Here is a 21,527-nt window from a genome sequence, read left to right on the forward strand (position 1 = left end):
GGGCGCGATGATACGGGTCATGCGATGGCGTTTCGATCCTCTTTCTCTGGTGTGGGCGGTGGCCCTGTTCTTTGTTCTCGTGCTACTGGCCACCGTCGGCGCGCGTTGGGGCTGGCTGCGGAGTTTCTTCGGCGACGTGCTGGCCGTGGCATGGGTGTACGTCGTTTTCAAGACTTTCATTGCCGCGCGCGTTCTTCCCTTGGCGCTGGCCGCATTGGGCGTGGGCCTGGCGGTCGAACTGGGGCAGTTACTGGCATCGGCCTGGCACCTGCACATTCCGAATCGCGCGCTGCGCATCGTGCTCGGCAGCACGGCCGACTGGTGGGACGTAGTGGCCTACCTGATCGGCTTTGCGGCCGTGCTGGCCATCGAAGCGCTGCGTGGTGCCGTCAGGGCAACTCGGCCGCGGGCATCCGCGCCACGATGGTCGAAGCCCGCCCGTTGAGATAGGACGAGCCCAGCCGGCGCTCGAAGAACTTGGGGCTCGGAAGCATCACCGCCAGGCGGGCGGCTTCACCGGCGCTCAGGCGCGATGCGGGCTTTTTGAAGTAGTACTGGGCTGCGGCCTCGGCACCGAACACGCCTTCGCCCCATTCGACGTTGTTCAGATAGATCTCCAGGATCCGCCGCTTGTCGAGCAGCACCTCGAGCGTCATGGCAAGCACCAGTTCCTGGCCCTTGCGCAGCAGCGTGCGCTCGCCGGAGAGCAGCAGGTTCTTTGCAAGCTGCTGCGTGATGGTGGAGCCACCGCGCAGTTGCACCGGCCGCGCCGGCTTGCCGCGCGCAATGGCACGCGCCGCGCGCCGGGCCGCGAGCTCTTCAGCCTTGGCATTGCGTTGCCGGGCGCGCTCGATGGCTTCCCACTCCACGCCGTTGTGGTCGATGAAGTCGGCATCCTCGCTGGCGATGACTGCACGCTTGAGGTTGTCGCTGATCTGCGCGTAGGGCACCCATTCCTGGCGCCATGCGCCCTTGCTGCCCTGGTGAATCGCAATCTGCCAGGCTTCGGAGCGCTGGAACGCGGTGCTCTGCGGGTCGATCACGGCCATGGCCGCAATGCGAGCCACGAAGAAGAATTCGAGCGCCACGCCCGCCACCAGCAGGCAGCCGATCAACCGCAACAGCGCCTTCATTGGCCGGCGGCGAGTGAAGCGCGCAGTTCAGCCAGCACCTGTGCTGCAGGTGGGCGCACGCCGCGCCACGCCTCAAAGGCTTCCGCCGCTTGCTCGACCAGCATGCCGAGTCCGTCGCGCCCTGCGGCGCCGTGCGCTTCGGCCCACGCAATGAAGCCGGCGGCGGCGGGCCCGTACATCAGGTCGACCGCGAGCGCGCCGGGGCGAAGCACCTGTGCGCGCACCGGCACCGCATCGCCTGCAAGGCTGGAGGCCGTGGCGTTGATCACAACGTCGAAATTGCCGGGCACCTCGTCGAGCGCCCAGGCCTCGAGCGCGGCGCCGTGGCGCAAGGCCAGTGCCGCATGGCGCTGCACCAGGGCCATGGCCTTGCCAACGGTTCGGTTGGCCACCACGATGCGCGAGGCGCCGGCATCGAGCAGCGGCCCCAGCACGCCCGCGGCAGCCCCCCCTGCGCCGATGAGCAACAGTTCGCTGCCCGCCAACGGAACCGCGGCATTGCGCACGATGTCGTTGACCAGGCCGATGCCGTCGGTGTTGTCGGCGTGAATGCTGCCGTCCGATTCGAAGTGCAGCATGTTCACCGCCTGGGCAAGCTGGGCGCGCTCGCTGGTGTGCTGCGCAAGGGCGGCGGCATCGAACTTGAACGGCACAGTGACATTGCAGCCGCGCGCTACGTGGCCCTGCTCGGCAGCTTCCCGCCGGAAGCTGGCTACGCCTTCGGCAAAGGCACCGATGGGCACGAGCCGGCGGGTGTATTCCATCTGCTGCTGGCCGCAGAGCTCGGCAAATCGGGCATGGATGCGGGGCGAGCGGCTGTGCTCGACGGGGTTGCCCATTACGCAGTACAGGTCCATGGCGCCGTGATTCGCGGTTGTTGCTATTGGGTTGCTATTGAGAAGAGAGCTCGATGGTTTCGTCGCGCGTGAACTTGAAGCGCGACTGCAGCACGATCTGGTCGGTCTGCTTGCGCATGGCGTCGGTGAATTTGCCGAAGTTGCCGATGCTGTGCACGATGGCCTTGGCGCGCCGGTCGAGCGTGGTGTCGCCCGAGCTTTCGTCGACCACCGTATCGAGGATCTTGCCGTCGTGGTTGATGGTGATCGTCATCTTGAGCTCGCCGTAGAGCTTCTTGCCGGCCGCCGTGGGAAAGTTCTCGGTACCCCGCACTTCAATGCGGCGGCGCAGCGTGTCCACGTAGATGGCATAGGCTGCCTCACGCGTGGAAGGGCTCAGGTAGCGCTTTTTGGGGCGCGCGTTTTCTTCGTTCACGCGGCGCTCGATTTCGGCCAGAAGCTCGACCATCTGGCGCCGCTTTTCCTCGCGCGCCACGGCCTCTTTCGGATCGCCCGAAACGCGCGGATCGGGTGCGGGCATGGCGGCAAGGTCGCGCTTGAGCTGTGCGAGCAATTGCATCTGCTGCGCCTGCATCGCCTCGACCTGGCGCTGTGCTTCTTCCATGGAGTCGCCCACGGCGGTAAAGCTCGAAGGCGGCAGCGGGCTGGTGGCACGGCCCCGTTCGAGGTCGCCGCCGCCGGCCAGCGAGGTTTGCGCCATGACGCGGGCCGTGGCGTCGGGCTTGTCGTTGGTCTTGCTGTTGACCAGGATCACCTCGAGCGGCGTGTCGCTGAAGACCCGGTTGAACGATTCGGGATCGACGAAACGCACCGTCAGAAGTGCGGCGTGCGCGATGACCGACACACCGAGTGCGATCTGCAGCGTGCTCAGATCCCTGAAGTTCATTGACGACGCTCCTCGCGGCTCATTAATGTTTTTTGTATGTTTCGCGCCGCGCTTACGCCGGCGTGTTCTCCGGCGCCGGCTCGCTATCGGTGAGGTCGACCGCAATGGCAATGGGACCGGCCACTTCTTCTTCCTCGTCGCCGCTTTCCTCGTCGGCCGCGGCGTCCGCCTTGGGTGCGTCGAGGCGCTCGAGCACCGTGCCGTGCACATCGAGCGCAATTTCGTCGATCTCGCCGAGCTTTACGCGAAGGCGCGCACCGCGCTCCTGCTGGCCCGCCACCGGAAACACCAGCGGCAGCGTGTCTGCACGCACCAGCGCGCCGTTCTGGATGTCCTTGATGACGGTGGCTTCGAGCTCGGTAATGCCTTGCTGCTCCAGGTACTTGAGCGTCCAGAAGCGTTCCATGCCGCCCTGGTAGGCGTTGTAGGTCGCGTAGGCGGCGTCGAAGCCCGAGAGAATAGAGAACAGGTCGGCGTCCTTCGGCTTGAAGGGCGCGGCCAGCGCGGCAGTCTTGCCGTGGCGCGCGGCCGCGATGATCTGCCACTGGTTCACCAGGTCGGTGTAGCGGCGCAGCGGCGAGGTGCTCCAGGCATAGCTCTTCACGCCCAGGCCCGCATGCGGCAGCGCCCGTGTGCCCATGCGCACCTTGATGCCGGGTGCCAGGCTTGCCTGGCTGCGGTAGAGCCCGGGCACGCCGAGCTCGCCGAGCCAGCCGCCCCAGCTGCTGTTGGCCAGGATCATTGCCTCGGACACGATGAGGTCGAGCGGCGCACCGCGCTGGCGCGTGGTGATCTGCACCTGCTCGCTGCCATCCGGCTCGCCGTCGTTGCCGACGAGGCGAAAGTTGTAGTCGGGGCGGTTGAAGTTCTCGGGCTTGCCGCGCACCACTTCACGCTGGGCCTTCAGCTGCTTTGCGAGCCGGAACAGGAAAGAGAGCGGAGCACGCAGCTTTGCAGCAGCCTCCGGCGTGTTCCCGTTCGTGAAAGAAGCGTCTTCGAGCCAGGGCTGGGTGACGATGCTGTCGAGCTGGTCGTGCCGCAGGTTGGCAACGATGGGCACGCGCTCCAGCTTGGTCTCGGTCGATTGCAACTCCAGCGTGGCTTCGTCGAAGCGCGCGTAGAGCGACACCGCCGGTCGGTCGCCGCCCTCGAGCAGGGTGTAGGCGCTGACCACCTCGTCAGGCAGCATGGTGATCTTGTGGCCCGGCATGTAGACCGTGGACATGCGTGAGCGCGCCACCTGGTCGATGGGGCTGCCGGGCGTCAGTGCGAGGCCTGGCGCCGCAATATGGATGCCGACCGTGACTGTGCCGCTGCCGAGGCCCTGCACCGAAAGCGCGTCGTCGATTTCGGTGGTTTGCGAGTCGTCGATCGAGAAGGCCTCGACGCCGGTGGCCAGCGGCAGATCGTCCGCGATGGCCGGTGCGGCGAGCGCCGGAAAACCCGTGCCCTTGGGGAAATTCTCGAAAAGAAAGCGGCGCCAGTGAAACTGGTAGGGCGAGTCGATCGCGCCGGCGCGCTCCAGCAGTTCGAGCGGAGGGCGCTGCGTGGCGCGGGCGGCGTCGACCACGGCCTTGTATTCGGGCGCGTTCTTGTCGGGCTTGAACAGGATCTTGTAGAGCTGCTCGCGAATGGGTTGCGGGCAAATGCCCTCGGCCAGCTGGCCAGCCCACTCGACGATTTGCGCCTGCACGACTTTCTTCTTCTCGATGGCGGCCAGCGCCTGCTGCACGATCTCGGCCGGCGCTTTCTTGAAGCGCCCTTTGCCTGCGCGGCGAAAGTAGTGCGGCGCCTCGAACAACGCAAAAAGCGCGGCGGCCTGCTGCGCGAGCGTGGGCTTGTCGCTGAAATAGTCGGCGGCCAGTTCGGCAAAGCCGAATTCGCCCTCGGCCGCGAATTCCCACGCCAGGTCGAGGTCCATCGTGGCCGCGATTGCACGGGCTTCGGCAATCAGCTCGGCCGGGGCCGGTTTCTCGAAACGCAGGACGATGTTGGCGCCCTTGACCTTGACGCGCTTGCCGGTGTCGAGCTCGACCTGCGCCGATGCTTCGGCCTCCGACAGCACGCGGCCGCCGAGGTACTTGCCGGCTTCTTCAAACAATACAAACATGAGCCGATTGTCCCACGCTGGACCCGGCTCGCCGCCCGGCGCCGGAGGGACTCAGACCGGGTTGATGAACTCGATGATGTCGTCCAGATGGTTCTGTTCGAAATCGGACAGCGCGTGGTCGCCCCCTTCGAGCAGCTTGATATTGCTGTCCGGGTAGCGTGCGGACATTTCGTGCCAGTCGAGCGCCTCGTCGCCCTTGGCGATGATGGCCAGCACGCGCTCGGGCCGGGTGAGGGCGCCTACCTCCATGGTGCGAAGCTCCTGGATGTACTCCGGCCGGAAATAAAAATGCTCGGCAGGGTCGTGCCAGGTGGTCTGGTCGCCGATGTAGAGAGCCAGGTCGCGCGCGGGGTGCACGGCAGGGTTGAGCAGCACGGTGCGGCAACGCGTCATTCCCGCAACGTAGGTGGCGTAGAAGCCGCCGAGCGACGAACCGACAACGGCCATCGACTTGCGGGGCCAGTCTGCAATGCCTTTCATCACCATGTCGATCGCCTCGCGCGGGGAGGGCGGCAATTGCGGGCACCACCACTGCAGCTCGGGATGCTCCTTCGCCACGCGGCGCGCCATCAGCCGCGCCTTGGTCGAGCGGGGCGAGGAGCGGAAACCATGCAGATACAACAGGTGAGTGGTTTTCGGATCCATGCGAGGCGGAGACTGAAAGTGTTGCGTTCGACGCAACTCCATGGAAGGAGCCGGGTAATTTTGCATGAGGTCCGTGTGCGTGGCGCGGCTACCGGGAAGGGCTCTTCCCGCACGCAGGCTTCGTGCGGGAATGTGATTGTTTACCACTGGGGTCTCCGGGGCGCGGAATTTTCTGCATCCGAGTGGCTCTGGCCTTGCCTCGGAACCCGAAAGTACTCAGCTGGCGCGCCAAAAACGGCCAAGTCGATCGGGTCGTGTTGCATTTTTGCAAGGCGGCGAAGTTTCGCGGCCCACGGCGGCGGCTGCATCCCATGAAGATGGGAGGTGCCGCGGCCTTTTGAATGCGCGTGGCGGCTTATGCTAAAGCCCATGAATATCGAGGCTCTTGATGCCGGAACTGCGCGCCGCTGGGGCGTCCTCGTGGTCGAGGACGACAGCCGCGCGCGTGCCTTCTTCGAGGCCAGCGTGCAGCGCAGCCCGAGCCTCTTCTGGCTGGGTAGCGCCGGTACTGTGCAAGAGGCGTTGGCGTGGCTTGCGCAAACGGCAACAATTCCCGACGTGCTGCTGGTCGACCTTGGCATGCCCGACGGAAGCGGGCTGGATGTGATCCGCGAGGCTGTTGCGCGCTTTCCGGGCTGCGAGCCGCTGGTGATTTCCGTCTTCGGAGACGAGGAAAACGTGCTTTCCAGCATCGAGGCTGGCGCCGTCGGCTACATCCACAAAGACGCGGCGCCCGAGGATATTGCGCAGACCATCGTCGAGATGAAGGCCGGTGCCTCGCCGATCTCACCCATGATTGCGCGGCGGGTGCTTGCCAAGTACCGCAGCCTGCAACTGGCGGGCACGCCCGCCGCGGCAGCGCCCCAGGCGGCCGCCGACAACGCTGCGCCCAGCCTGCTCTCCGCTCGCGAACACGAAGTGCTCACGCTGATCGCGCGCGGCTTTTCCTATGCGGAAATTGCCCGGCTCAAGGGATTGAGCGTGCATACAGTGCAGACCCACATCAAGAATCTCTACGGCAAGCTGGCGGTGCATTCCAAGAGCGAGGCGGTGTTCGAGGCCACGCGGCTCGGCCTGCTTTCCCATCCCGGGTGAACCGTGTGGCGGGGCGAATGTTCGCTAAGCCGTGGAGGGCGCTGCTCGCGCTTTGGCTGGCATTGATCTTGGTGGCGCCGGCCGGCGCCGCAGCGGCGGAAGAGCCCATCGAACTGCGCAGCGGCACCGCAACGGTCACAGTCGACGGCGCGACGCAGACGGCACCGGTCGAGCTTTCGTACCACTGGGATCGCAAGCAGCAGGGGCGCCCGGGCTCCGCGAGCTTCGACTTGCCTTTTACGCTTGGCGCTGCGCCCGAGACGCCGTGGGGCATCTTCATTCCCCGCGCGGGCAGCGTGCTGGAGGTGTCTCTCAACGACGCGCTGCTGCAGGTCTATGGCGATCTCGGTCGCGCCAACGGCCCGGACTACGCCAAGGCGCCCATCTACGTGCCGGTTCCCGGGCATCTGCTGAAAGCCGGCGACAACCATCTTCAGATTCGTATTCGCGCCGACGGCGCCCGGCGGGCCGGTCTTTCGCGCGTGACCATCGGGCCTGCCACGCCCGTGCGTACCGATCTTTTCGAGAATGCCTATGCCTGGCGTTTTACGGGCTCGGTGCTTTTGACCGCCTTCAGTCTCATCGTGGGAGGCATCGCACTGGCGCTGTGGGTTACGCAGGTCGATGTCGAAGCCGTTGGGCGGCATCGACGCGAAAGCATCTATTTCTGGGCGGCCCTTGCCGAATTCTGCTGGGCCCTGCGGGTGGCCGACAGCGTGATTGCCGAACCGCCGCTCCCCTGGCCGGCCTGGGGCGTGCTCATGGCGGCCTCCTACGCGGGCTGGATGGCGTCCGCCATGATGTTCTGCTATCACCTTGCGGGTTGGGCCGGCCGGCCCCGGTTGCGCTGGCTGCGCTGGCCCATGGCGGCTGTGGTGGCCGGAACCATCGGCGCCAGCTCGTTGGCGCTGTTCCGTGAAGAGCCGTTTTGGCTCACCGGCTGGCTCGCGGGGGAAATCGTGTTCATCACGCTGTTCGTCTGTGCCTTTGTGGTGGCGACAGTCAGGCGGCCGAGCATGGAGCGCCTGCTGGTGGCGGCTGCTGCGCTGGTAACGCTGGGCTTCGGCGTGCGCGACTGGCTGGTCATTCGCCTGAGCGACTCCTACGGGGAGACGACCTGGGTGCGCTATTCGTCGGTTTTCTTCGGCATTGCGCTGCTGCTGATCGTGCTCAGGCGCTTTCACGCCGCAAGCATCGAGGCGCGTGGTTCGGTCGCGGCTTTGGCCGAGCGGGTGGCGCAGCGCGAACGCGAACTCGCATCGACCTTTGCGGCGCTGGAACAGGTAGCGCGCGACCAGGCCCGCACCCATGAGCGCGAACGCATCCTGCGCGACATGCACGACGGCGTGGGTTCGCGCATCAGTTCGGCCATCCGGCAGTTGCAGTCGGGCCAGACCAGTTCGGAAGAGCTGCTGCGTACCCTGCAGGACTCGCTCGACCAGCTCAAGCTTTCGATCGACTCCATTCACCTCCCGCCGGGCGATGTCGGCGCGCTGCTGGCGGCGCTGCGCTATCGGCTGGAGCCGCGCCTGGCGGCTGCGGGCATCAGGCTGGAGTGGGGCGTGGAAGAGGTGCCGACGGTAAAGGGGCTCGATGCCCAGGGCATGCGGCAACTGCAGTTCCTGCTCTTCGAGGCCATTTCGAACGTGCTGCAGCATGCCCAGGCAAAAACGCTCCGCATCGAGGCGCAGCCGGTGGCCGGGGCGGTGCAGTTGCGCGTGATTGATGACGGACGGGGCTTCGACGCAGCGCGGGTGCCCCGGGCGCTGGCGGAACGGGCCGGCGCTGTCGGCGCGCGGCTTGCGGTCGAAAGCCGAGCGGGGCGCACGGTCGTTCAACTCGAATTCGACTGACGGGTGTTCCGGGGCGCGGATAATCCAGCCCCATGTCCGCCGTGTTCAATCAGCCCTCCCTGGCGCGCCGCGTCGCGCCCATCTTCCAGGGCTTCGACGGCTTTCTGGCCTTTGCCGTGCTGCTGCTGGCGTTTGCCGGGTTGCTGACAATGTATTCGTCGGGTTACGACCATGGTTCGCGCTTTGCAGACCATGGCCGCAACATGCTGCTGGCCGGCTTCATCATGTTCGTGGTGGCCCAGGTGCCGCCGCAGCGGCTGATGATGTTCGCAGTGCCGCTCTATGTGGCGGGGGTGTCGCTGCTGGTTGCCGTCGCCCTGTTCGGAATCACGAAAAAAGGGGCGACCCGCTGGATCAATGTCGGCGTGGTCATCCAGCCCAGCGAAATCCTCAAGATTGCAATGCCGCTGATGCTGGCCTGGTGGTTCCAGCGCCGGGAAGGGCAACTCAGGCCGCTCGACTTCGTGGTGGCGACGGTGTTGCTGGCTATTCCGGTCGGGCTCATCATGAAGCAGCCCGACCTGGGCACCTCGCTTCTGGTGCTTGCCGCGGGCCTGGCAGTGATCTTTTTTGCCGGCCTGCCGTGGAAGCTCATCGTGCCGCCAGTGGTGCTTGGCGCCGTCGCCATCACGCTGATCGTGGGCTTCGAGTCGCAGCTGTGTGCCGACGGCGTCGATTGGCGGGTGCTGCACGACTACCAGAAGCAGCGCGTTTGCACGCTGCTCGACCCCAGCAAGGACCCGCTGGGCAAGGGGTTCCACATCATCCAGGGGATGATCGCCATCGGTTCGGGCGGCGTGGGCGGCAAGGGGTTCATGCAGGGCACCCAGACGCATCTCGAATTCATTCCCGAACGCACCACCGACTTCATCTTTGCCGCGTATTCCGAGGAATTCGGCCTCGTGGGCAACCTTGCGCTGATTGCGGCTTTCATCCTGTTGATCTTTCGCGGACTGGCCATTGCGACCAACGCCACCACGCTGTTCTCACGGCTCCTGGCCGGGGCGGTGACGATGATTTTCTTCACCTATGCCTTCGTCAACATGGGGATGGTGAGCGGCATCCTGCCCGTGGTGGGCGTGCCGCTGCCGTTCATCAGCTACGGCGGTACCGCCATGGTGACGCTGGGCCTGGGGCTGGGCATCTTGATGTCGATCGCCCGGGCCAGGAAGCTGTCCCAGTCGAACTAGCTTCAGCCTGCGTCGGCCAGGAAGCGCTCGGCCAGCAGCACCCAATACGCGGCTCCGAGCGCAACGTTGTCGTCGTTGAAGTCGTAGCCAGGGTTATGGACCATGCAGGCCCCGGCACTGTCCCCGTCGCCATTGCCTATCAGCAGGTAGCTGCCCGGCACCTGCTCGAGCATGAAGGCGAAGTCCTCGCTGCCGGTCAGCGGCGGGCCTTGCGGCGTCACGCATTCGGCTCCCACCAGTTCCACCGCGACCTGCCGCGCGAAATCCGTTTCGGCCGGCGTGTTGACCAGCACCGCATAGCCCTTGCGCCAGTCGATCACGGCCTTGCAGCCGAAGCTCTCGGCCTGCGCGGCAATGACGGCCTTTACGCGACTTTCGAGCAGCGCGCGCACCTCGCGGTCGAGCGCGCGCATGCTGATCTCCAGCGTCGCGCTGGCCGGAATCACGTTGTTGGCCTTGCCCGCGTGGATGGCGCCCACCGTGACCACGCCCATCTGGAGCGGGTCGATGTTGCGGGAGACCACGCTTTGCAGCGCCATGACGATGCTGGCCGCCGCCACCACCGGGTCGGCGGTGCGGTGCGGCATGGCGCCGTGCCCTCCCACGCCTTCGATCACCACGGTGGCGTAGTCGGATGAAGCCATGGCGGCACCCTCGCGCAGCGAAAACCGGCCTTGCGGGAGACCCGGCATGTTGTGCATGGCAAAGATGGCGTCGCACGGATACCTGTCGAACAGGCCATCTTCCATCATGCGAAGCGCGCCGCCGCCGCCTTCTTCGGCAGGCTGGAAGATCAGGTTGAGCGTGCCGGAGAAACGCCCGCGTGTGGCCAGGTGGTGCGCTGCGGCCAGCAGCATTGCGGTGTGGCCGTCGTGGCCGCAGGCATGCATCACGCCGTGATTGCAGCTGGCGTAGGGCAGGCCGGTGGCCTCGTCGATGGGCAATGCATCCATGTCGGCCCGAATGCCCAGGCGCCGCGCTCCGTCGCCGCGGACCAGGCGGCCCACCACGCCGGTGCCGCCCAACCCCTGTGCCACCTCGTAGCCCCAGGCCCGCAGCTTCTCGGCGACGAGCGCGGCGGTGCGGTGTTCGCCGAAAGCCAGTTCCGGGTGGCGGTGAATGTCGCGGCGAATGCCGATGAATTCTTCGGCGTGGTGCTGCAGGTCTTCAATCAGGTTGTTCATGCCGAGGCGCCTATTGGGGTTGCAGGTGGATGGACTTTGCGATGTCGCGGTAGCGCGCGGTTTCGCTTTCGAAGAATTTCTGGGCTTCGGCCAGCGAGGTGGGAGCCGAGGCCAACTGCGTCTGTGCCGCAAGCTGCGAGCGCACGCCCGCATCGACCAGTGTGGCGCCAATTGCCTTGTGCAGGCGCTGCACGACGTCCTCCGGCGTCTTTCTGGGCACCAGGAAGCCGCTCCAGGTCTTGTAGTCGAAGTCCTTGAGTTCCTTGCTCTCGCTCATTGCGGGCACGTTCTTCAGGAGTTCGGAGCGGCGTGCGCCCAGCTGGCCGATCACCTTGAGCCGGCCTTGCTCGGCCAGCGCTCCCATCGCCGCGCTGTAGACCAGCACCGCAAAGTCGACCTGGCCCCCGCCGATGTCCTGCAGCAGCGGCGCGTTGCCCTTGTAGGGTGCATGGTTGAGCTTGATGCCGGTCTGCAGCTGTACCTTTTCGAGCAGCAGGTGGTAGAGCGAGCCGATGCCCACGCTGCCGTAGCTCAGCGGCTCGGCGGACGACTTGCGGGCCAGTGCAATGAGCTCGTCGACGCTGTTGGCGGGCAGGTCTTTGCGGGCCACGAACACCATTACCGCCTCGGCCACCGGAGCTACCAGCCGAAAGTCCTCGGCCTTGAGCTTCACGGCCGCATTCGCGAGCGGCGACAGGATGACTTCGTTGGGCGATCCCTGGAAGACGTAGTAGCCATCCGCCGGCGCGGAAAGCACCTTCTGCGCGGCAAGTGCGCCGCTCACGCCGCCCAGGTTCTCCACGATCACCTGCTGCCCGAGTTCGCGGCCCAGCGGTACCGTGAAGATGCGCGCCGTGGCATCGGAAGGCCCGCCTGCGGGATAAGGAACCATGAGGTTGATGGGCTTGGCCGGATAGGGCTGCTGCTGCGCGAGTGCCGCAGCGCCGGTGGCCGCCAGCAGGCCGCAAGCGAGCAGGTCGCGCCTGCGGAAGAAGGACTTCGTCGTCGTCATGTGTGTCGCTTTCGTGGGTTGAGGGCGATCCGGTGGGCGCAGCAGAAGGGCGCGCCAATTCATCCTAGGGGCGCGAAAACCCCTCGTCCAATGCATTGTTCTTTGCATTAGCATGAGTTCAACTCATTCGTTTGTTCATCCATGCCCATGACCCTGGTGCAGCTTCGGCATCTGATCTCGCTGGCCGCCACCGGCTCTTTCAGTGCTTCGGCGCAGGCCATGCACCTGACGCAGCCGGCGCTCAGCCGCAGCATTCGTGCGCTGGAAGACGAACTGGGTCTGCCCCTGTTCGACAGGGTGGGGCGCCGCAATGAACTCACGCCATTCGGCAAGCAGGCGCTCGAGCGTGCGCGCCAACTGGTGCTCGACGCGGAAGACCTGCACGGCAGTGGCCGACTCGTCGGTCATGCCGAGGGCGGCGAACTGCGCGTCGGCATGGGTTCGGGCCCCGGTGCCATGCTGATGACGCCCTTGCTGATGCGCATGGCCGAGCGCCACCCGAAGGTCCGCACGGTTGTGGCCCGTGGACACACCGACATGCTCCTCCAGGCGCTGCGTGCCCGCACGCTGGACGCGCTGGTGGTGGATGCACTCTCGCTCAAGCCGGCGCCCGACCTGAAGCTGGACACCGTACGCGAGATGCGCGGCGTGTTCATGTGCCGGCCCGGCCACCCGCTCGCACGCAAGCGCGGAGACGTTCTTTTTGCAGACGTGCAGAGCTATCCCATTGCCTCTACGCCGCTCAGCGATCAGGTAGCGGCAGCCCTGGTCGAGGCCCATGGGCCGCAGGCGCATCCCTCGGCATGCGTCACGCTGCAATGCGAAGAGGTGCCGAGCCTGGTCGAGGTTGCGCGCAGCAGCGACACGGTGCTGCTGGCCATTCGTGCCGCGGCGCCCGATCTGCAGGAGCTCGACGTGCGTCCGGCGCTGGCGCGCGTGGCGCGCTTTGCGGTTGTAACCCTCGCCCGCCGCACCGAGGCGCCGGCACTGGCCATCCTTCGCGAGCTGGCCGACGAGTTCCTGCGCGATGAAGCGGGCCCGCCCCCGCTGAAGCGCAGAAGCCGGGCGCGAGCAATAATCCGTCAATGATCTCTCGCGAACCTACCATCGAGCGCCTTGCCACGGCGCAACAACTCCTTCTCACGCCCTTCGGCCTTGACGAATCGCACCTGAGCAAGGCCTTGGCCGAGATCACCGCCCACAAGGTCGACGACGCCGACCTGTACTTCCAGTACACGCGCAGCGAAGGCTGGAGCCTCGAAGAGGGCATCGTCAAGACCGGCAGCTTCAGCATCGACCAGGGCGTCGGCGTGCGCGCGGTCAGCGGCGAGAAAACCGCATTCGCCTATTCGGACGATATTTCCGAGGCATCGCTGCTCGACGCGGCTCGCACGGTCCGCTCCATTTCCTCCGCCGGCCGCACCGGCCGCGTAAAGACGCCGGCCCGCAAGATTGCTTCGAGCCGCTCGCTCTATAGCGGCGTCGATCCCATCTCCACGCTCGACAGCACGGCCAAGGTCAAGCTGCTCGAACGGGTCGAAAAGCTCGCTCGTTCGCGCGACCCGCGCGTGGCCCAGGTGATGGCGGGCCTGGCGAGCGAGTACGACGTGGTGCTGGTGGCGCGCGCCGACGGCACCCTTGCGGCCGACGTGCGCCCGCTGGTGCGCCTGTCGGTGACCGTGATTGCCGAGCAGAACGGCCGGCGCGAAGTCGGCTCCGGCGGCGGGGGCGGGCGTTTCGGCCTGGCCTACTTCACCGACGAGCAGATTGCCGAATACGTGGACCAAGCCGTGAAGGCTGCGCTGACCAACCTCGACGCCCGTCCGGCGCCTGCCGGTGAAATGACCGTGGTGCTCGGCTCCGGCTGGCCCGGCATCCTGCTGCACGAAGCCATCGGCCACGGGCTGGAAGGCGACTTCAACCGCAAGGGCTCGAGCGCGTTTTCGGGCCGCATCGGCCAGCGTGTGGCAGCCAAGGGCGTGACGGTGCTGGACGACGGCACCATTGCCGACCGCCGCGGCTCGCTCAATGTGGACGACGAGGGCAATGCGAGCCAGCGCAACGTGCTCATCGAAGACGGCATTCTCAAAGGCTATATCCAGGATTCGCTCAACGCACGGCTCATGAAGGTCAAGCCCACGGGCAACGGCCGGCGCGAAAGCTACGCCCACGTGCCCATGCCGCGCATGACCAACACCTACATGCTCGGCGGCGACAAGGACCCGAAGGAAATCGTGGCCAGCATCAAGAAGGGCCTGTACGCCACCAACTTCGGCGGCGGCCAGGTCGACATCACCAGTGGCAAGTTCGTGTTCTCGGCGAGCGAGGCCTTCTGGGTCGAGAACGGCAAGATCCAATATCCCGTGAAAGGCGCGACCATCGTGGGCAACGGCCCTGACGCGCTCACCCGCGTGACCATGATCGGTAACGACATGGCGCTCGATTCGGGTGTGGGCACCTGCGGCAAGGAAGGCCAGAGCGTACCCGTCGGCGTGGGCCAGCCCACCCTGCGCATCGATGGTTTGACCGTAGGCGGCACGGCCTGAGAGCTTGCTAAGCTCCGCTCCTTATTTTTCAAAAAGAGGAGCAATCGATGAGGATCAGGATCAATTCGTCCGTGGCTGTCTTGGCCGCAACTGCCGCAGTGGTGCTCGCAACCGCAGGTTGCGCTTCGCGCGGCGGTTCGGGCGATAGCAGCCAGCCGTCGGCGTCGGCACCCGCCGCCAGCGCACCCGCTGCCCCGGCGCGCGGCGGCGTCAAGGCCGGCATGGACGCCAAGGGCAACGTCATCGATTCGTCCAAGGTCGAAGCCGGCAGTGGCCGTACCGTGAAGGGCCTGAATGGCTACGAAGGCGAAATCACCGGCGTTCCCGCGCGCAACAGCAAGTTCTCGCGCCTGCAGATCGGCATGAGCGCCAAGCAGGTGACCGACCTCGCCGGCCAGCCTACGGACCAAGGCGCCTACGTCACCGGCAAGGCCTTCATTCCGTTTTATTTCGGCAGCGACCGCCATCGCTACGAGATGACGTACAAGGGCCAGGGCCGGCTGGTTTTCGCGGGCGGCGGCATGGGTGACTACTCGGGCGGCAACCTGATCTGGATCATCCACAACCCCAACGAATCGGGCTACCGCTGAGTATTCGGAGCCGGGCTTTTTGCCCGGCTTTTTGTTTTCCGTGCTACATTTCGCGCACATGTCCGCCCTCCGCGCTTATTTCTTCGCCTACTTTTGGTTCCCGGTTTCCGGCGGACGAGAGGCGAGCGCGTAAAGCAAACGAACACCCTCCCAGAACCGCCGGTGGCCCAGAGCCCCCGGCGGTTTTTTTATGCCCTGACGATTTCACTCCAACAAGGAAAAGCACCATGAGCACGAACACTGCCCCCGCCAGCGACAGCTGGTATGCGAGCGTCGAAAAAACCAGCAAGACCGACGACGAACGCATCAAGGACATCAACGTGCTGCCCCCTCCCGAACATCTGATCCGCTTCTTTCCGATTCGAGGCACGCCGGTCGAAACGCTGATCGAGGGCACCCGCCGCAACATCCACAACATCATGGCGGGCAAGGATGACCGGCTGCTGGTGATCATGGGACCGTGCTCGATTCACGACCCGGCTGCCGCGCTCGAATACGCCCGCCGCCTGAAGGTGGAGCGCGAAAAGTACGCCGGCACGCTGGAGATCGTAATGCGCGTGTATTTCGAGAAGCCGCGCACCACCGTGGGCTGGAAGGGGCTCATCAACGACCCGTACCTGGATGAAAGCTACCGCATCGACGAGGGCCTGCGCATTGCGCGCCAGTTGCTCATCGACATCAACCGGCTCGGCCTGCCGGCGGGCAGCGAGTTTCTCGACGTGATTTCGCCGCAATACATCGGCGACCTGATCGCCTGGGGCGCCATCGGTGCGCGCACCACCGAAAGTCAGGTGCACCGTGAACTTGCTTCGGGCCTCTCTGCGCCCATCGGCTTCAAGAACGGCACAGACGGCAACATCCGCATCGCCACCGACGCCATCCAGGCGGCGGCACGCGGCCACCACTTTCTCTCGGTGCACAAGAACGGCCAGGTCGCCATCGTGCAGACCAACGGCAATCGCGACTGCCACGTCATCCTGCGCGGCGGCAAGGCGCCCAACTACGACGCTGCGAGCGTAGAGGCCGCTTGCAAGGACCTCGAGGCCGCCAAGCTGCCGTCCACGCTGATGGTCGACTGCAGCCACGCCAACAGCTCCAAGCAGCACCAGAAGCAGATCGACGTGGCAAAGGACATTGCCCATCAGATCGCCGGTGGATCGAACCGCGTGTTCGGCGTGATGGTCGAGAGCCATCTGCAAGCCGGCGCCCAGAAGTTCACGCCGGGCAAGGACCAGATCGCTGGCCTCGAATACGGCAAGAGCATTACTGACGCCTGCCTGGGCTGGGACGATTCGGTGCAGGTGCTCGACGTGCTTTCGCAGGCGGTAAAGCAGCGCCGCGGTTGAAAAACGGCCGGCGGGGCTAGAGCATCCCGGCCAACTCGGGCCAATGGTGCCGCATGGTGGCGGCTTCATCGCTGCCCGGGGGCACCATCGAAAAGTCGGCAAAGTCGAAACCCGGCCCCACCATGCACGCGACCAGCGTGAAGTCGCCGCTGGTGTGGCCCTGGATCGGCCGTGCAGCTTGCCACTGGCCGGCCGGTACCACGTGCTGCGGCCGCGTGCCGTGCGCATCGACCGGGCCCAACCGCACGTGGGCCGGCGCGGTGCGCATCGCGGCATCGCAAGTCCACAGCGCCAGGGGCACGCCCTCAAGATGCACCCACACTTCGTCCGAGAGCACCCGGTGCCAGCGCGAATGCTGGCCGGCCTCCAGCAGAAAGTAGATGCTGGTGAGCGCGCTGCGCGGCGCGCGGCCGTCTGTGGGAATCACGCTGGCTGCCGAACGGAACACTTCGCTGTACCAGCCGCCCTCGGGGTGGGGCTGCAGCTTCAGGCTCTCGATCAGTTCGCGGGCGCGCATGGCAGTCATGGCACGGCGCGGAGCGCTGCAAGCAGCTTGTCGTGTACGCCGCCGAAGCCTCCGTTGCTCATGCAGACGATGTGATCGCCGGGCTGCGCCGCGGCAACGATCTGCGCGACCAGCGGTTCGACGGCACTGGCCACCCGCGCGCGGTCGCCCATCGGGGCCAAGGCAGCGCCGGCGTCCCAGTCGAGCCCGGCGGTATGACAGAAGGACAGGTCGGCCGCTTCCAGGCTCCAGGGCAATTGCGCCGCCATGACGCCGAGCTTCATCGTGTTGCTGCGCGGCTCGAATGCCGCGAGGATGCGCTCGCCTTGCTTGCCGGCATCGTCGAGTTTCTTGCGCAGGCCATCGAGCGTGGTGCGAATGGCAGTCGGGTGATGGGCGAAGTCGTCGTAGACCGTGATCGAACCGCCCTCGCGTTCGACGGTGCCGCGCAATTCCATGCGCCGGCGCACGTTGCGAAAGCTGCCGAGCGCCTTGGCCGCATCGGCTGGCGCTACGCCCACATGCTCGGCCGCGGCAATGGCAGCCAGCGCATTCATCTGGTTGTGCAGGCCCGACAAGGCCCATTCCACGCGGCCCACCGGTTCGCCGTTGCGCAGCACATCGAAAGCGTCGTGCGTGCCGCGCGCCTGCCATTCCCCGCCTTCGCCAAAGCGCGCGAGCCCGCTCCAGCAGCCCTGGCTCAGCACGCGCTGCAAGCTCTCTTCGGTGGCGTTGACCACCAGTCGGCCGGTGCCAGGCACCGTGCGGACGAGGTGATGGAACTGGCGCTCGATGGCGGCAAGGTCGTCGAATATGTCTGCGTGGTCGAATTCGAGGTTGTTGAGAATTGCCGTGCGCGGGCGGTAGTGCACGAACTTGCTGCGCTTGTCGAAAAAAGCGGTGTCGTATTCGTCCGCCTCGATGACGAACGCGGGTCCGTCGCCAAGCCGCGCAGACACGCCGAAGTCCAGCGGAACGCCGCCCACCAGAAAGCCCGGCGCCTTGCCGCCTTGCTCCAGCACCCAGGCCAGCATCGACGTGGTGGTGGTCTTTCCGTGCGTTCCGGCCACGGCAAGCACGTGGCGGCCCAGCAGCACATGCTCGGCCAACCACTGCGGGCCGCTGGTGTAGGGCTTGCCGGCATCGAGGATGGCTTCCATCAGCGGAAACTTGGGGCTGCCGTCGGGCAGCCGGGCCCTCGAAACCACATTGCCGACCACGAACATGTCGGGCGAGAGTGCCAACTGGTCGGCGCCGAAGCCCTCGATCAAGTCGATGCCGAGCGAGCGGAGCTGGTCGCTCATCGGGGGGTACACGCCGGCATCGCAGCCGGTGACCCGGTGGCCCGCTTCGCGCGCCAGGGCGGCCAATCCGCCCATGAACGTGCCGCAGATACCAAGAATATGAATGTGCATCGGCCGATTCTAGGGAGGCCGCCTGCCAGGGCCGGGTCGCAGCCTTGTCCTTTGTACTGATGTTTCGTGTGAGGGCGGCGTTGTGCGGGCAAAATGTTCCGATGGACACGACCACCAAGCGTGAGATCGCCGCCACCGCAGCCCGCCTCGTCGTCGAGGAGGGTCTGGAGTACGGCCCGGCCAAGCGCCGGGCGGTGCGCGACCTTGGGCTTTCGTCGCGCACGGCGCTTCCGAACAACGACGAGGTCGAAGCCGAAGTGCGCGACTACATCGCACTTTTTTGCGCCGACACTCAACCGCAGGAACTGCATGCCTTGCGGCTGCTCGCGCTCGAATGGATGGAGCGTATGTCGGCTTTCCGGCCGCACATCGGGGGCGCCGTGTGGCATGGCACGGCCACACGCCTGTCAGACATTTATATTCAATTGTTCTGCGATGATTCCAAGTCGGCCGAAATTGCCCTTATCGACCATCACGTGGACTATGAGCCGCGAATGGTCACCGGGTTTCATGGCGAGCAGGTCGAAGCCCTGAGCGTGCACGCACCAAGCCGCGCGCTCGGCGAAGAAATTGGCGTGCACCTGCTGGTGTATGACCTGGACGACCTGCGGGGGGCGCTGCGCCCCGATGCCCAAGGGCGAACGCCGCGTGGCGACCTGGCCGCGCTGCGCCGGCTGATTGAAAGAGAAAAGGACAAGTGAATGACTTCATCGCCCACACGGCGCCGCCTCATGTATGGCGGCGTGGCGGTTGCCGCCGCTGCGGCGGGCTTGGGCGGCGCTTGGTGGCGTGAGCGCGGGAGCGGTAGCAAGGGCGAAGCGCTCGACGCAGCCTTCTGGGCACAACGTTTCGACCGACCCGAGGGCGGCGAACTGGAGTTTTCGAAACTGCACGGCAAACCGTTGCTGTTGAATTTCTGGGCAACATGGTGTCCGCCCTGCGTGGAAGAAATGCCGATGATCGATCGTTTCTTTCGCGAAAATGGTGCCAACAGCTGGCAAGTTGTAGGCTTGGCTATCGATCAACCGAGCGCCGTGCGCAAGTTTCTGCAAAAAACCCCGGTCAGCTACCCGGTCGGATTGGCCGGTTTGCAGGGCACCGAACTGGTAAAAAGCCTTGGCAATACTGCTGGGGGACTGCCGTTTACGCTGGTTCTCACCGGCGCCGGCACCGTCGCCGCTCGTAAAATGGGCAAGCTCGAGCCCGCCGACCTGGACGGTTGGCGACGTGAACTCGTTCACGGTTAGAATCAGATACACCTCGGCATTCGCCGCCAATCGCTAAAGATCAACGATTTTTAGCCAAGTTACATCCTATTGACCGGCAAAGTCGGCACTGGAGCCCCATGGATCTGCGCAAACTCAAGACACTGATCGATCTGGTGTCTGAATCCAATATTTCCGAACTGGAAATCACCGAAACCGAAGGCAAGGTTCGCATCGTGAAGGGCGGCGGCGCTGCCCCCGTTCAATATGTGCAAACCGTGGCGGCACCTGCCGCTGCTGCTCCCGCCGCGGGTGCTCCGGCAGCACCGGCGCTTGCCAGCGCACCCGCTGCCGAAGCCGCGCCCACTGGCCATGCGGTCAAGTCGCCCATGGTGGGCACCTTCTATCGTTCGTCCAGCCCGGGTGCCCCGGCATTCGTCGAAGTGGGCAGCAAGGTCAACGAGGGCGACACGGTCTGCATCATCGAAGCGATGAAGATCCTCAACGAAATCGAAGCAGACAAGTCCGGCACGATCACCCAGATCCTCGGCGAAAACGGTCAGGCAGTCGAATACGGCCAGCCGCTGTTCATCATCGAGTGACCATGTTCAAGAAGATCCTGGTTGCAAACCGGGGGGAAATCGCCCTCCGGATCCAGCGCGCCTGCAGCGAGCTCGGCATCAAGGCCGTGATGGTCTACTCCGAGGCGGACCGCGACGCCAAGTACGTCAAGCTGGCGCAAGAGGCCGTGTGCATCGGCCCGGCACCGTCGTCGCTGAGCTATCTCAATATGCCGGCGATCATTTCGGCGGCCGAGGTCACCGACGCCGAGGCAATCCACCCCGGCTACGGTTTCCTGAGCGAAAACGCGAACTTCGCCGAACGCGTGGAACAAAGCGGTTTCCAGTTCATCGGCCCGACGCCCGACAACATCCGAACGATGGGTGACAAGGTCTCGGCCAAGCAGGCGATGATCAAGGCCGGCGTGCCTTGCGTGCCCGGCTCCGAGGGCGAGCTCTCCGACGACGCTGCCACCAACAAGCGCATTGCGCGGGCCATCGGCTATCCGGTCATCATCAAGGCTGCGGGCGGCGGCGGTGGCCGCGGCATGCGCGTGGTGCACACCGAAGCGGCGCTCGTCAACGCCATCCAGATGACCAAGGCGGAAGCGGGCGCTGCTTTCAACAACCCGGCCGTGTACATGGAGAAGTTTCTCCAGAACCCGCGGCACGTCGAAATCCAGATCCTCGCCGACAAGCACAAGAACGCGGTTTACCTGGGCGAGCGCGACTGCTCCATGCAACGGCGCCACCAGAAGGTGATCGAGGAATCGCCGGCACCCGGCATTCCGCGCAAGCTGATCGAGAAGATCGGCGAGCGCTGCGCCGCGGCCTGCAAGAAAATCGGCTATCGCGGCGCAGGCACCTTCGAATTTCTCTACGAAAACGGCGAGTTCTATTTCATCGAAATGAACACGCGCGTGCAGGTGGAGCATCCGGTCACCGAGTTCACCACCGGCATCGACATCGTGAAGACGCAGATCATGGTGGCGGCGGGCGAGAAGCTCCCGTTCACGCAGCGCCAGATCGAAATGCGCGGCCACGCCATCGAGTGCCGCATCAACGCCGAGGACGCCTGGAAGTTCACGCCGTCGCCGGGCCGCATCACGATGTGGCACCCGCCGGGCGGCCCCGGCGTTCGCGTGGATTCGCATGCGTACACCAACTACTTCGTACCGCCCAACTACGACTCGATGATCGGCAAGATCATTGTGTATGGCGACACGCGCGAGCAGGCCATGGCGCGCATGCGCACCGCGCTGAATGAAACCGTGATCGAAGGCATCCAGACCAACATTCCGCTTCACCGCGAACTGATGGTCGACGCCAAGTTCATGAGCGGCGGCACCAACATCCATTACCTGGAAGAGTGGCTCGCGGCGCACAAGCGCTGAA

Annotated in this window: 21 protein-coding genes; 12 read left to right on the forward strand and 9 right to left on the reverse strand. The window is 65.4% G+C overall.

The features are described from left to right. Positions 1–7: 7 nt before the first annotated feature. Positions 8–445 carry a DUF2809 domain-containing protein gene (locus tag J2X67_RS14510; protein WP_309954091.1) on the forward strand — a complete coding sequence of 146 codons (438 nt, stop codon included), beginning with the start codon at positions 8–10 and terminating at the stop codon, positions 443–445. Here J2X67_RS14510 and J2X67_RS14515 read toward each other — a convergent pair. From J2X67_RS14515 to J2X67_RS14535, 5 genes are read right to left on the reverse strand one after another with little or no spacing between them, the layout of a single operon-like run. Further along, positions 390–1,133, reverse strand: coding sequence for a transglycosylase domain-containing protein (locus J2X67_RS14515; protein ID WP_309953990.1), 744 nt, complete (start codon positions 1,131–1,133; stop codon positions 390–392). The two genes, J2X67_RS14510 and J2X67_RS14515, sit on opposite strands and share 56 nt — an antisense overlap. Next, positions 1,130–1,990, reverse strand: coding sequence for a shikimate dehydrogenase (gene aroE / locus J2X67_RS14520; RefSeq protein WP_309953991.1), 861 nt, complete (start codon positions 1,988–1,990; stop codon positions 1,130–1,132). Before aroE ends, J2X67_RS14515 begins: the two co-directional genes overlap by 4 nt. A 34-nt stretch (positions 1,991–2,024) precedes the next feature. Then, positions 2,025–2,876 (reverse strand): TonB C-terminal domain-containing protein, encoded by an 852-nt coding sequence (locus J2X67_RS14525; RefSeq protein ID WP_309953992.1) that lies wholly within the window; start codon positions 2,874–2,876, stop codon positions 2,025–2,027. A 52-nt stretch (positions 2,877–2,928) separates the two neighbouring features. Next, positions 2,929–4,986, reverse strand: a complete 2,058-nt coding sequence (locus J2X67_RS14530; RefSeq protein ID WP_309953993.1) for an RNB domain-containing ribonuclease — start codon at positions 4,984–4,986, stop codon at positions 2,929–2,931. A gap of 51 nt (positions 4,987–5,037) precedes the next feature. Further along, a complete protein-coding gene (locus tag J2X67_RS14535) occupies positions 5,038–5,631 on the reverse strand; it encodes a YqiA/YcfP family alpha/beta fold hydrolase (RefSeq protein ID WP_309953994.1) in 594 nt (197 codons plus the stop codon). Positions 5,632–5,988: 357 nt separating this feature from the next. Between J2X67_RS14535 and J2X67_RS14540 the strand changes: the two genes are divergently transcribed. Genes J2X67_RS14540 through rodA form a run of 3 tightly spaced genes read left to right on the forward strand, consistent with a single transcriptional unit; the run spans position 5,989 to position 9,769 of the window. Continuing rightward, entirely contained in the window at positions 5,989–6,726 is a 738-nt protein-coding gene (locus J2X67_RS14540; protein ID WP_309953995.1) for a response regulator transcription factor, read from the forward strand. A gap of 17 nt (positions 6,727–6,743) precedes the next feature. After that, complete coding sequence (locus tag J2X67_RS14545; RefSeq protein ID WP_309953996.1) at positions 6,744–8,579, forward strand: histidine kinase; 1,836 nt, start codon at positions 6,744–6,746, stop codon at positions 8,577–8,579. A gap of 32 nt (positions 8,580–8,611) precedes the next feature. Beyond that, positions 8,612–9,769 (forward strand): rod shape-determining protein RodA, encoded by a 1,158-nt coding sequence (gene rodA, locus J2X67_RS14550; protein WP_309953997.1) that lies wholly within the window; start codon positions 8,612–8,614, stop codon positions 9,767–9,769. A gap of 2 nt (positions 9,770–9,771) precedes the next feature. Here the strand turns inward: rodA and J2X67_RS14555 are convergent, their stop codons facing one another. Both J2X67_RS14555 and J2X67_RS14560 read right to left on the reverse strand, forming a co-directional pair. After that, positions 9,772–10,953 (reverse strand): M20 aminoacylase family protein, encoded by a 1,182-nt coding sequence (locus tag J2X67_RS14555; RefSeq protein ID WP_309953998.1) that lies wholly within the window; start codon positions 10,951–10,953, stop codon positions 9,772–9,774. A 10-nt stretch (positions 10,954–10,963) separates the two neighbouring features. Beyond that, positions 10,964–11,965 (reverse strand): tripartite tricarboxylate transporter substrate binding protein, encoded by a 1,002-nt coding sequence (locus tag J2X67_RS14560; RefSeq protein WP_309953999.1) that lies wholly within the window; start codon positions 11,963–11,965, stop codon positions 10,964–10,966. Positions 11,966–12,112: 147 nt separating this feature from the next. Here J2X67_RS14560 and J2X67_RS14565 point away from each other — a divergent pair, with 147 nt between their 5' ends. The 4 genes from J2X67_RS14565 to J2X67_RS14580 all read left to right on the forward strand — a co-directional run bounded on the left by J2X67_RS14565 (position 12,113) and on the right by J2X67_RS14580 (position 16,447). Next, complete coding sequence (locus J2X67_RS14565) at positions 12,113–13,054, forward strand: LysR family transcriptional regulator (RefSeq protein WP_309954092.1); 942 nt, start codon at positions 12,113–12,115, stop codon at positions 13,052–13,054. Beyond that, a complete protein-coding gene (gene tldD / locus J2X67_RS14570) occupies positions 13,051–14,511 on the forward strand; it encodes a metalloprotease TldD (protein WP_309954000.1) in 1,461 nt (486 codons plus the stop codon). The genes J2X67_RS14565 and tldD overlap by 4 nt, the downstream gene beginning before the upstream one ends. A gap of 47 nt (positions 14,512–14,558) precedes the next feature. Next, entirely contained in the window at positions 14,559–15,101 is a 543-nt protein-coding gene (locus J2X67_RS14575) for a hypothetical protein (RefSeq protein WP_309954001.1), read from the forward strand. A gap of 227 nt (positions 15,102–15,328) precedes the next feature. Next, positions 15,329–16,447, forward strand: a complete 1,119-nt coding sequence (locus J2X67_RS14580) for a 3-deoxy-7-phosphoheptulonate synthase (protein WP_309954002.1) — start codon at positions 15,329–15,331, stop codon at positions 16,445–16,447. A gap of 16 nt (positions 16,448–16,463) precedes the next feature. Here the strand turns inward: J2X67_RS14580 and J2X67_RS14585 are convergent, their stop codons facing one another. Beyond that, positions 16,464–16,973: a cupin domain-containing protein gene (locus tag J2X67_RS14585; protein WP_309954003.1), complete on the reverse strand. Its 510-nt coding sequence runs from the start codon at positions 16,971–16,973 to the stop codon at positions 16,464–16,466. After that, a complete protein-coding gene (gene mpl / locus J2X67_RS14590) occupies positions 16,970–18,367 on the reverse strand; it encodes a UDP-N-acetylmuramate:L-alanyl-gamma-D-glutamyl-meso-diaminopimelate ligase (protein WP_309954004.1) in 1,398 nt (465 codons plus the stop codon). Before mpl ends, J2X67_RS14585 begins: the two co-directional genes overlap by 4 nt. A gap of 101 nt (positions 18,368–18,468) precedes the next feature. Between mpl and J2X67_RS14595 the strand changes: the two genes are divergently transcribed. From J2X67_RS14595 to accC, 4 genes are all read left to right on the forward strand, one after another. Beyond that, complete coding sequence (locus J2X67_RS14595) at positions 18,469–19,068, forward strand: hypothetical protein (RefSeq protein ID WP_309954005.1); 600 nt, start codon at positions 18,469–18,471, stop codon at positions 19,066–19,068. After that, positions 19,069–19,614 carry a TlpA disulfide reductase family protein gene (locus J2X67_RS14600; protein WP_309954006.1) on the forward strand — a complete coding sequence of 182 codons (546 nt, stop codon included), beginning with the start codon at positions 19,069–19,071 and terminating at the stop codon, positions 19,612–19,614. It begins immediately after the preceding gene. 98 nt (positions 19,615–19,712) lie between these two features. Further along, positions 19,713–20,174, forward strand: a complete 462-nt coding sequence (gene accB, locus J2X67_RS14605) for an acetyl-CoA carboxylase biotin carboxyl carrier protein (protein ID WP_281147948.1) — start codon at positions 19,713–19,715, stop codon at positions 20,172–20,174. Positions 20,175–20,176: 2 nt separating this feature from the next. Continuing rightward, positions 20,177–21,526, forward strand: a complete 1,350-nt coding sequence (accC, locus tag J2X67_RS14610; RefSeq protein ID WP_126747952.1) for an acetyl-CoA carboxylase biotin carboxylase subunit — start codon at positions 20,177–20,179, stop codon at positions 21,524–21,526. The last annotated feature ends 1 nt before the right edge of the window (position 21,527 follow it).

This window comes from Variovorax sp. 3319 (assembly GCF_031456585.1).
Classification (GTDB): Bacteria; Pseudomonadota; Gammaproteobacteria; order Burkholderiales; family Burkholderiaceae_C; genus Variovorax; species Variovorax paradoxus_P.

Coding starts and splice junctions, on each gene's coding strand:
- J2X67_RS14510 (WP_309954091.1), top strand. CDS start 8: ATGATACGGGTCATGCGATGGCGTTTCGATCCTCTTTCTCTGGTGTGG.
- J2X67_RS14515 (WP_309953990.1), bottom strand. CDS start 1,133: ATGAAGGCGCTGTTGCGGTTGATCGGCTGCCTGCTGGTGGCGGGCGTG.
- aroE (WP_309953991.1), bottom strand. CDS start 1,990: ATGGACCTGTACTGCGTAATGGGCAACCCCGTCGAGCACAGCCGCTCG.
- J2X67_RS14525 (WP_309953992.1), bottom strand. CDS start 2,876: ATGAACTTCAGGGATCTGAGCACGCTGCAGATCGCACTCGGTGTGTCG.
- J2X67_RS14530 (WP_309953993.1), bottom strand. CDS start 4,986: ATGTTTGTATTGTTTGAAGAAGCCGGCAAGTACCTCGGCGGCCGCGTG.
- J2X67_RS14535 (WP_309953994.1), bottom strand. CDS start 5,631: ATGGATCCGAAAACCACTCACCTGTTGTATCTGCATGGTTTCCGCTCC.
- J2X67_RS14540 (WP_309953995.1), top strand. CDS start 5,989: ATGCTAAAGCCCATGAATATCGAGGCTCTTGATGCCGGAACTGCGCGC.
- J2X67_RS14545 (WP_309953996.1), top strand. CDS start 6,744: ATGTTCGCTAAGCCGTGGAGGGCGCTGCTCGCGCTTTGGCTGGCATTG.
- rodA (WP_309953997.1), top strand. CDS start 8,612: ATGTCCGCCGTGTTCAATCAGCCCTCCCTGGCGCGCCGCGTCGCGCCC.
- J2X67_RS14555 (WP_309953998.1), bottom strand. CDS start 10,953: ATGAACAACCTGATTGAAGACCTGCAGCACCACGCCGAAGAATTCATC.
- J2X67_RS14560 (WP_309953999.1), bottom strand. CDS start 11,965: ATGACGACGACGAAGTCCTTCTTCCGCAGGCGCGACCTGCTCGCTTGC.
- J2X67_RS14565 (WP_309954092.1), top strand. CDS start 12,113: ATGACCCTGGTGCAGCTTCGGCATCTGATCTCGCTGGCCGCCACCGGC.
- tldD (WP_309954000.1), top strand. CDS start 13,051: ATGATCTCTCGCGAACCTACCATCGAGCGCCTTGCCACGGCGCAACAA.
- J2X67_RS14575 (WP_309954001.1), top strand. CDS start 14,559: ATGAGGATCAGGATCAATTCGTCCGTGGCTGTCTTGGCCGCAACTGCC.
- J2X67_RS14580 (WP_309954002.1), top strand. CDS start 15,329: ATGAGCACGAACACTGCCCCCGCCAGCGACAGCTGGTATGCGAGCGTC.
- J2X67_RS14585 (WP_309954003.1), bottom strand. CDS start 16,973: ATGACTGCCATGCGCGCCCGCGAACTGATCGAGAGCCTGAAGCTGCAG.
- mpl (WP_309954004.1), bottom strand. CDS start 18,367: ATGCACATTCATATTCTTGGTATCTGCGGCACGTTCATGGGCGGATTG.
- J2X67_RS14595 (WP_309954005.1), top strand. CDS start 18,469: ATGGACACGACCACCAAGCGTGAGATCGCCGCCACCGCAGCCCGCCTC.
- J2X67_RS14600 (WP_309954006.1), top strand. CDS start 19,069: ATGACTTCATCGCCCACACGGCGCCGCCTCATGTATGGCGGCGTGGCG.
- accB (WP_281147948.1), top strand. CDS start 19,713: ATGGATCTGCGCAAACTCAAGACACTGATCGATCTGGTGTCTGAATCC.
- accC (WP_126747952.1), top strand. CDS start 20,177: ATGTTCAAGAAGATCCTGGTTGCAAACCGGGGGGAAATCGCCCTCCGG.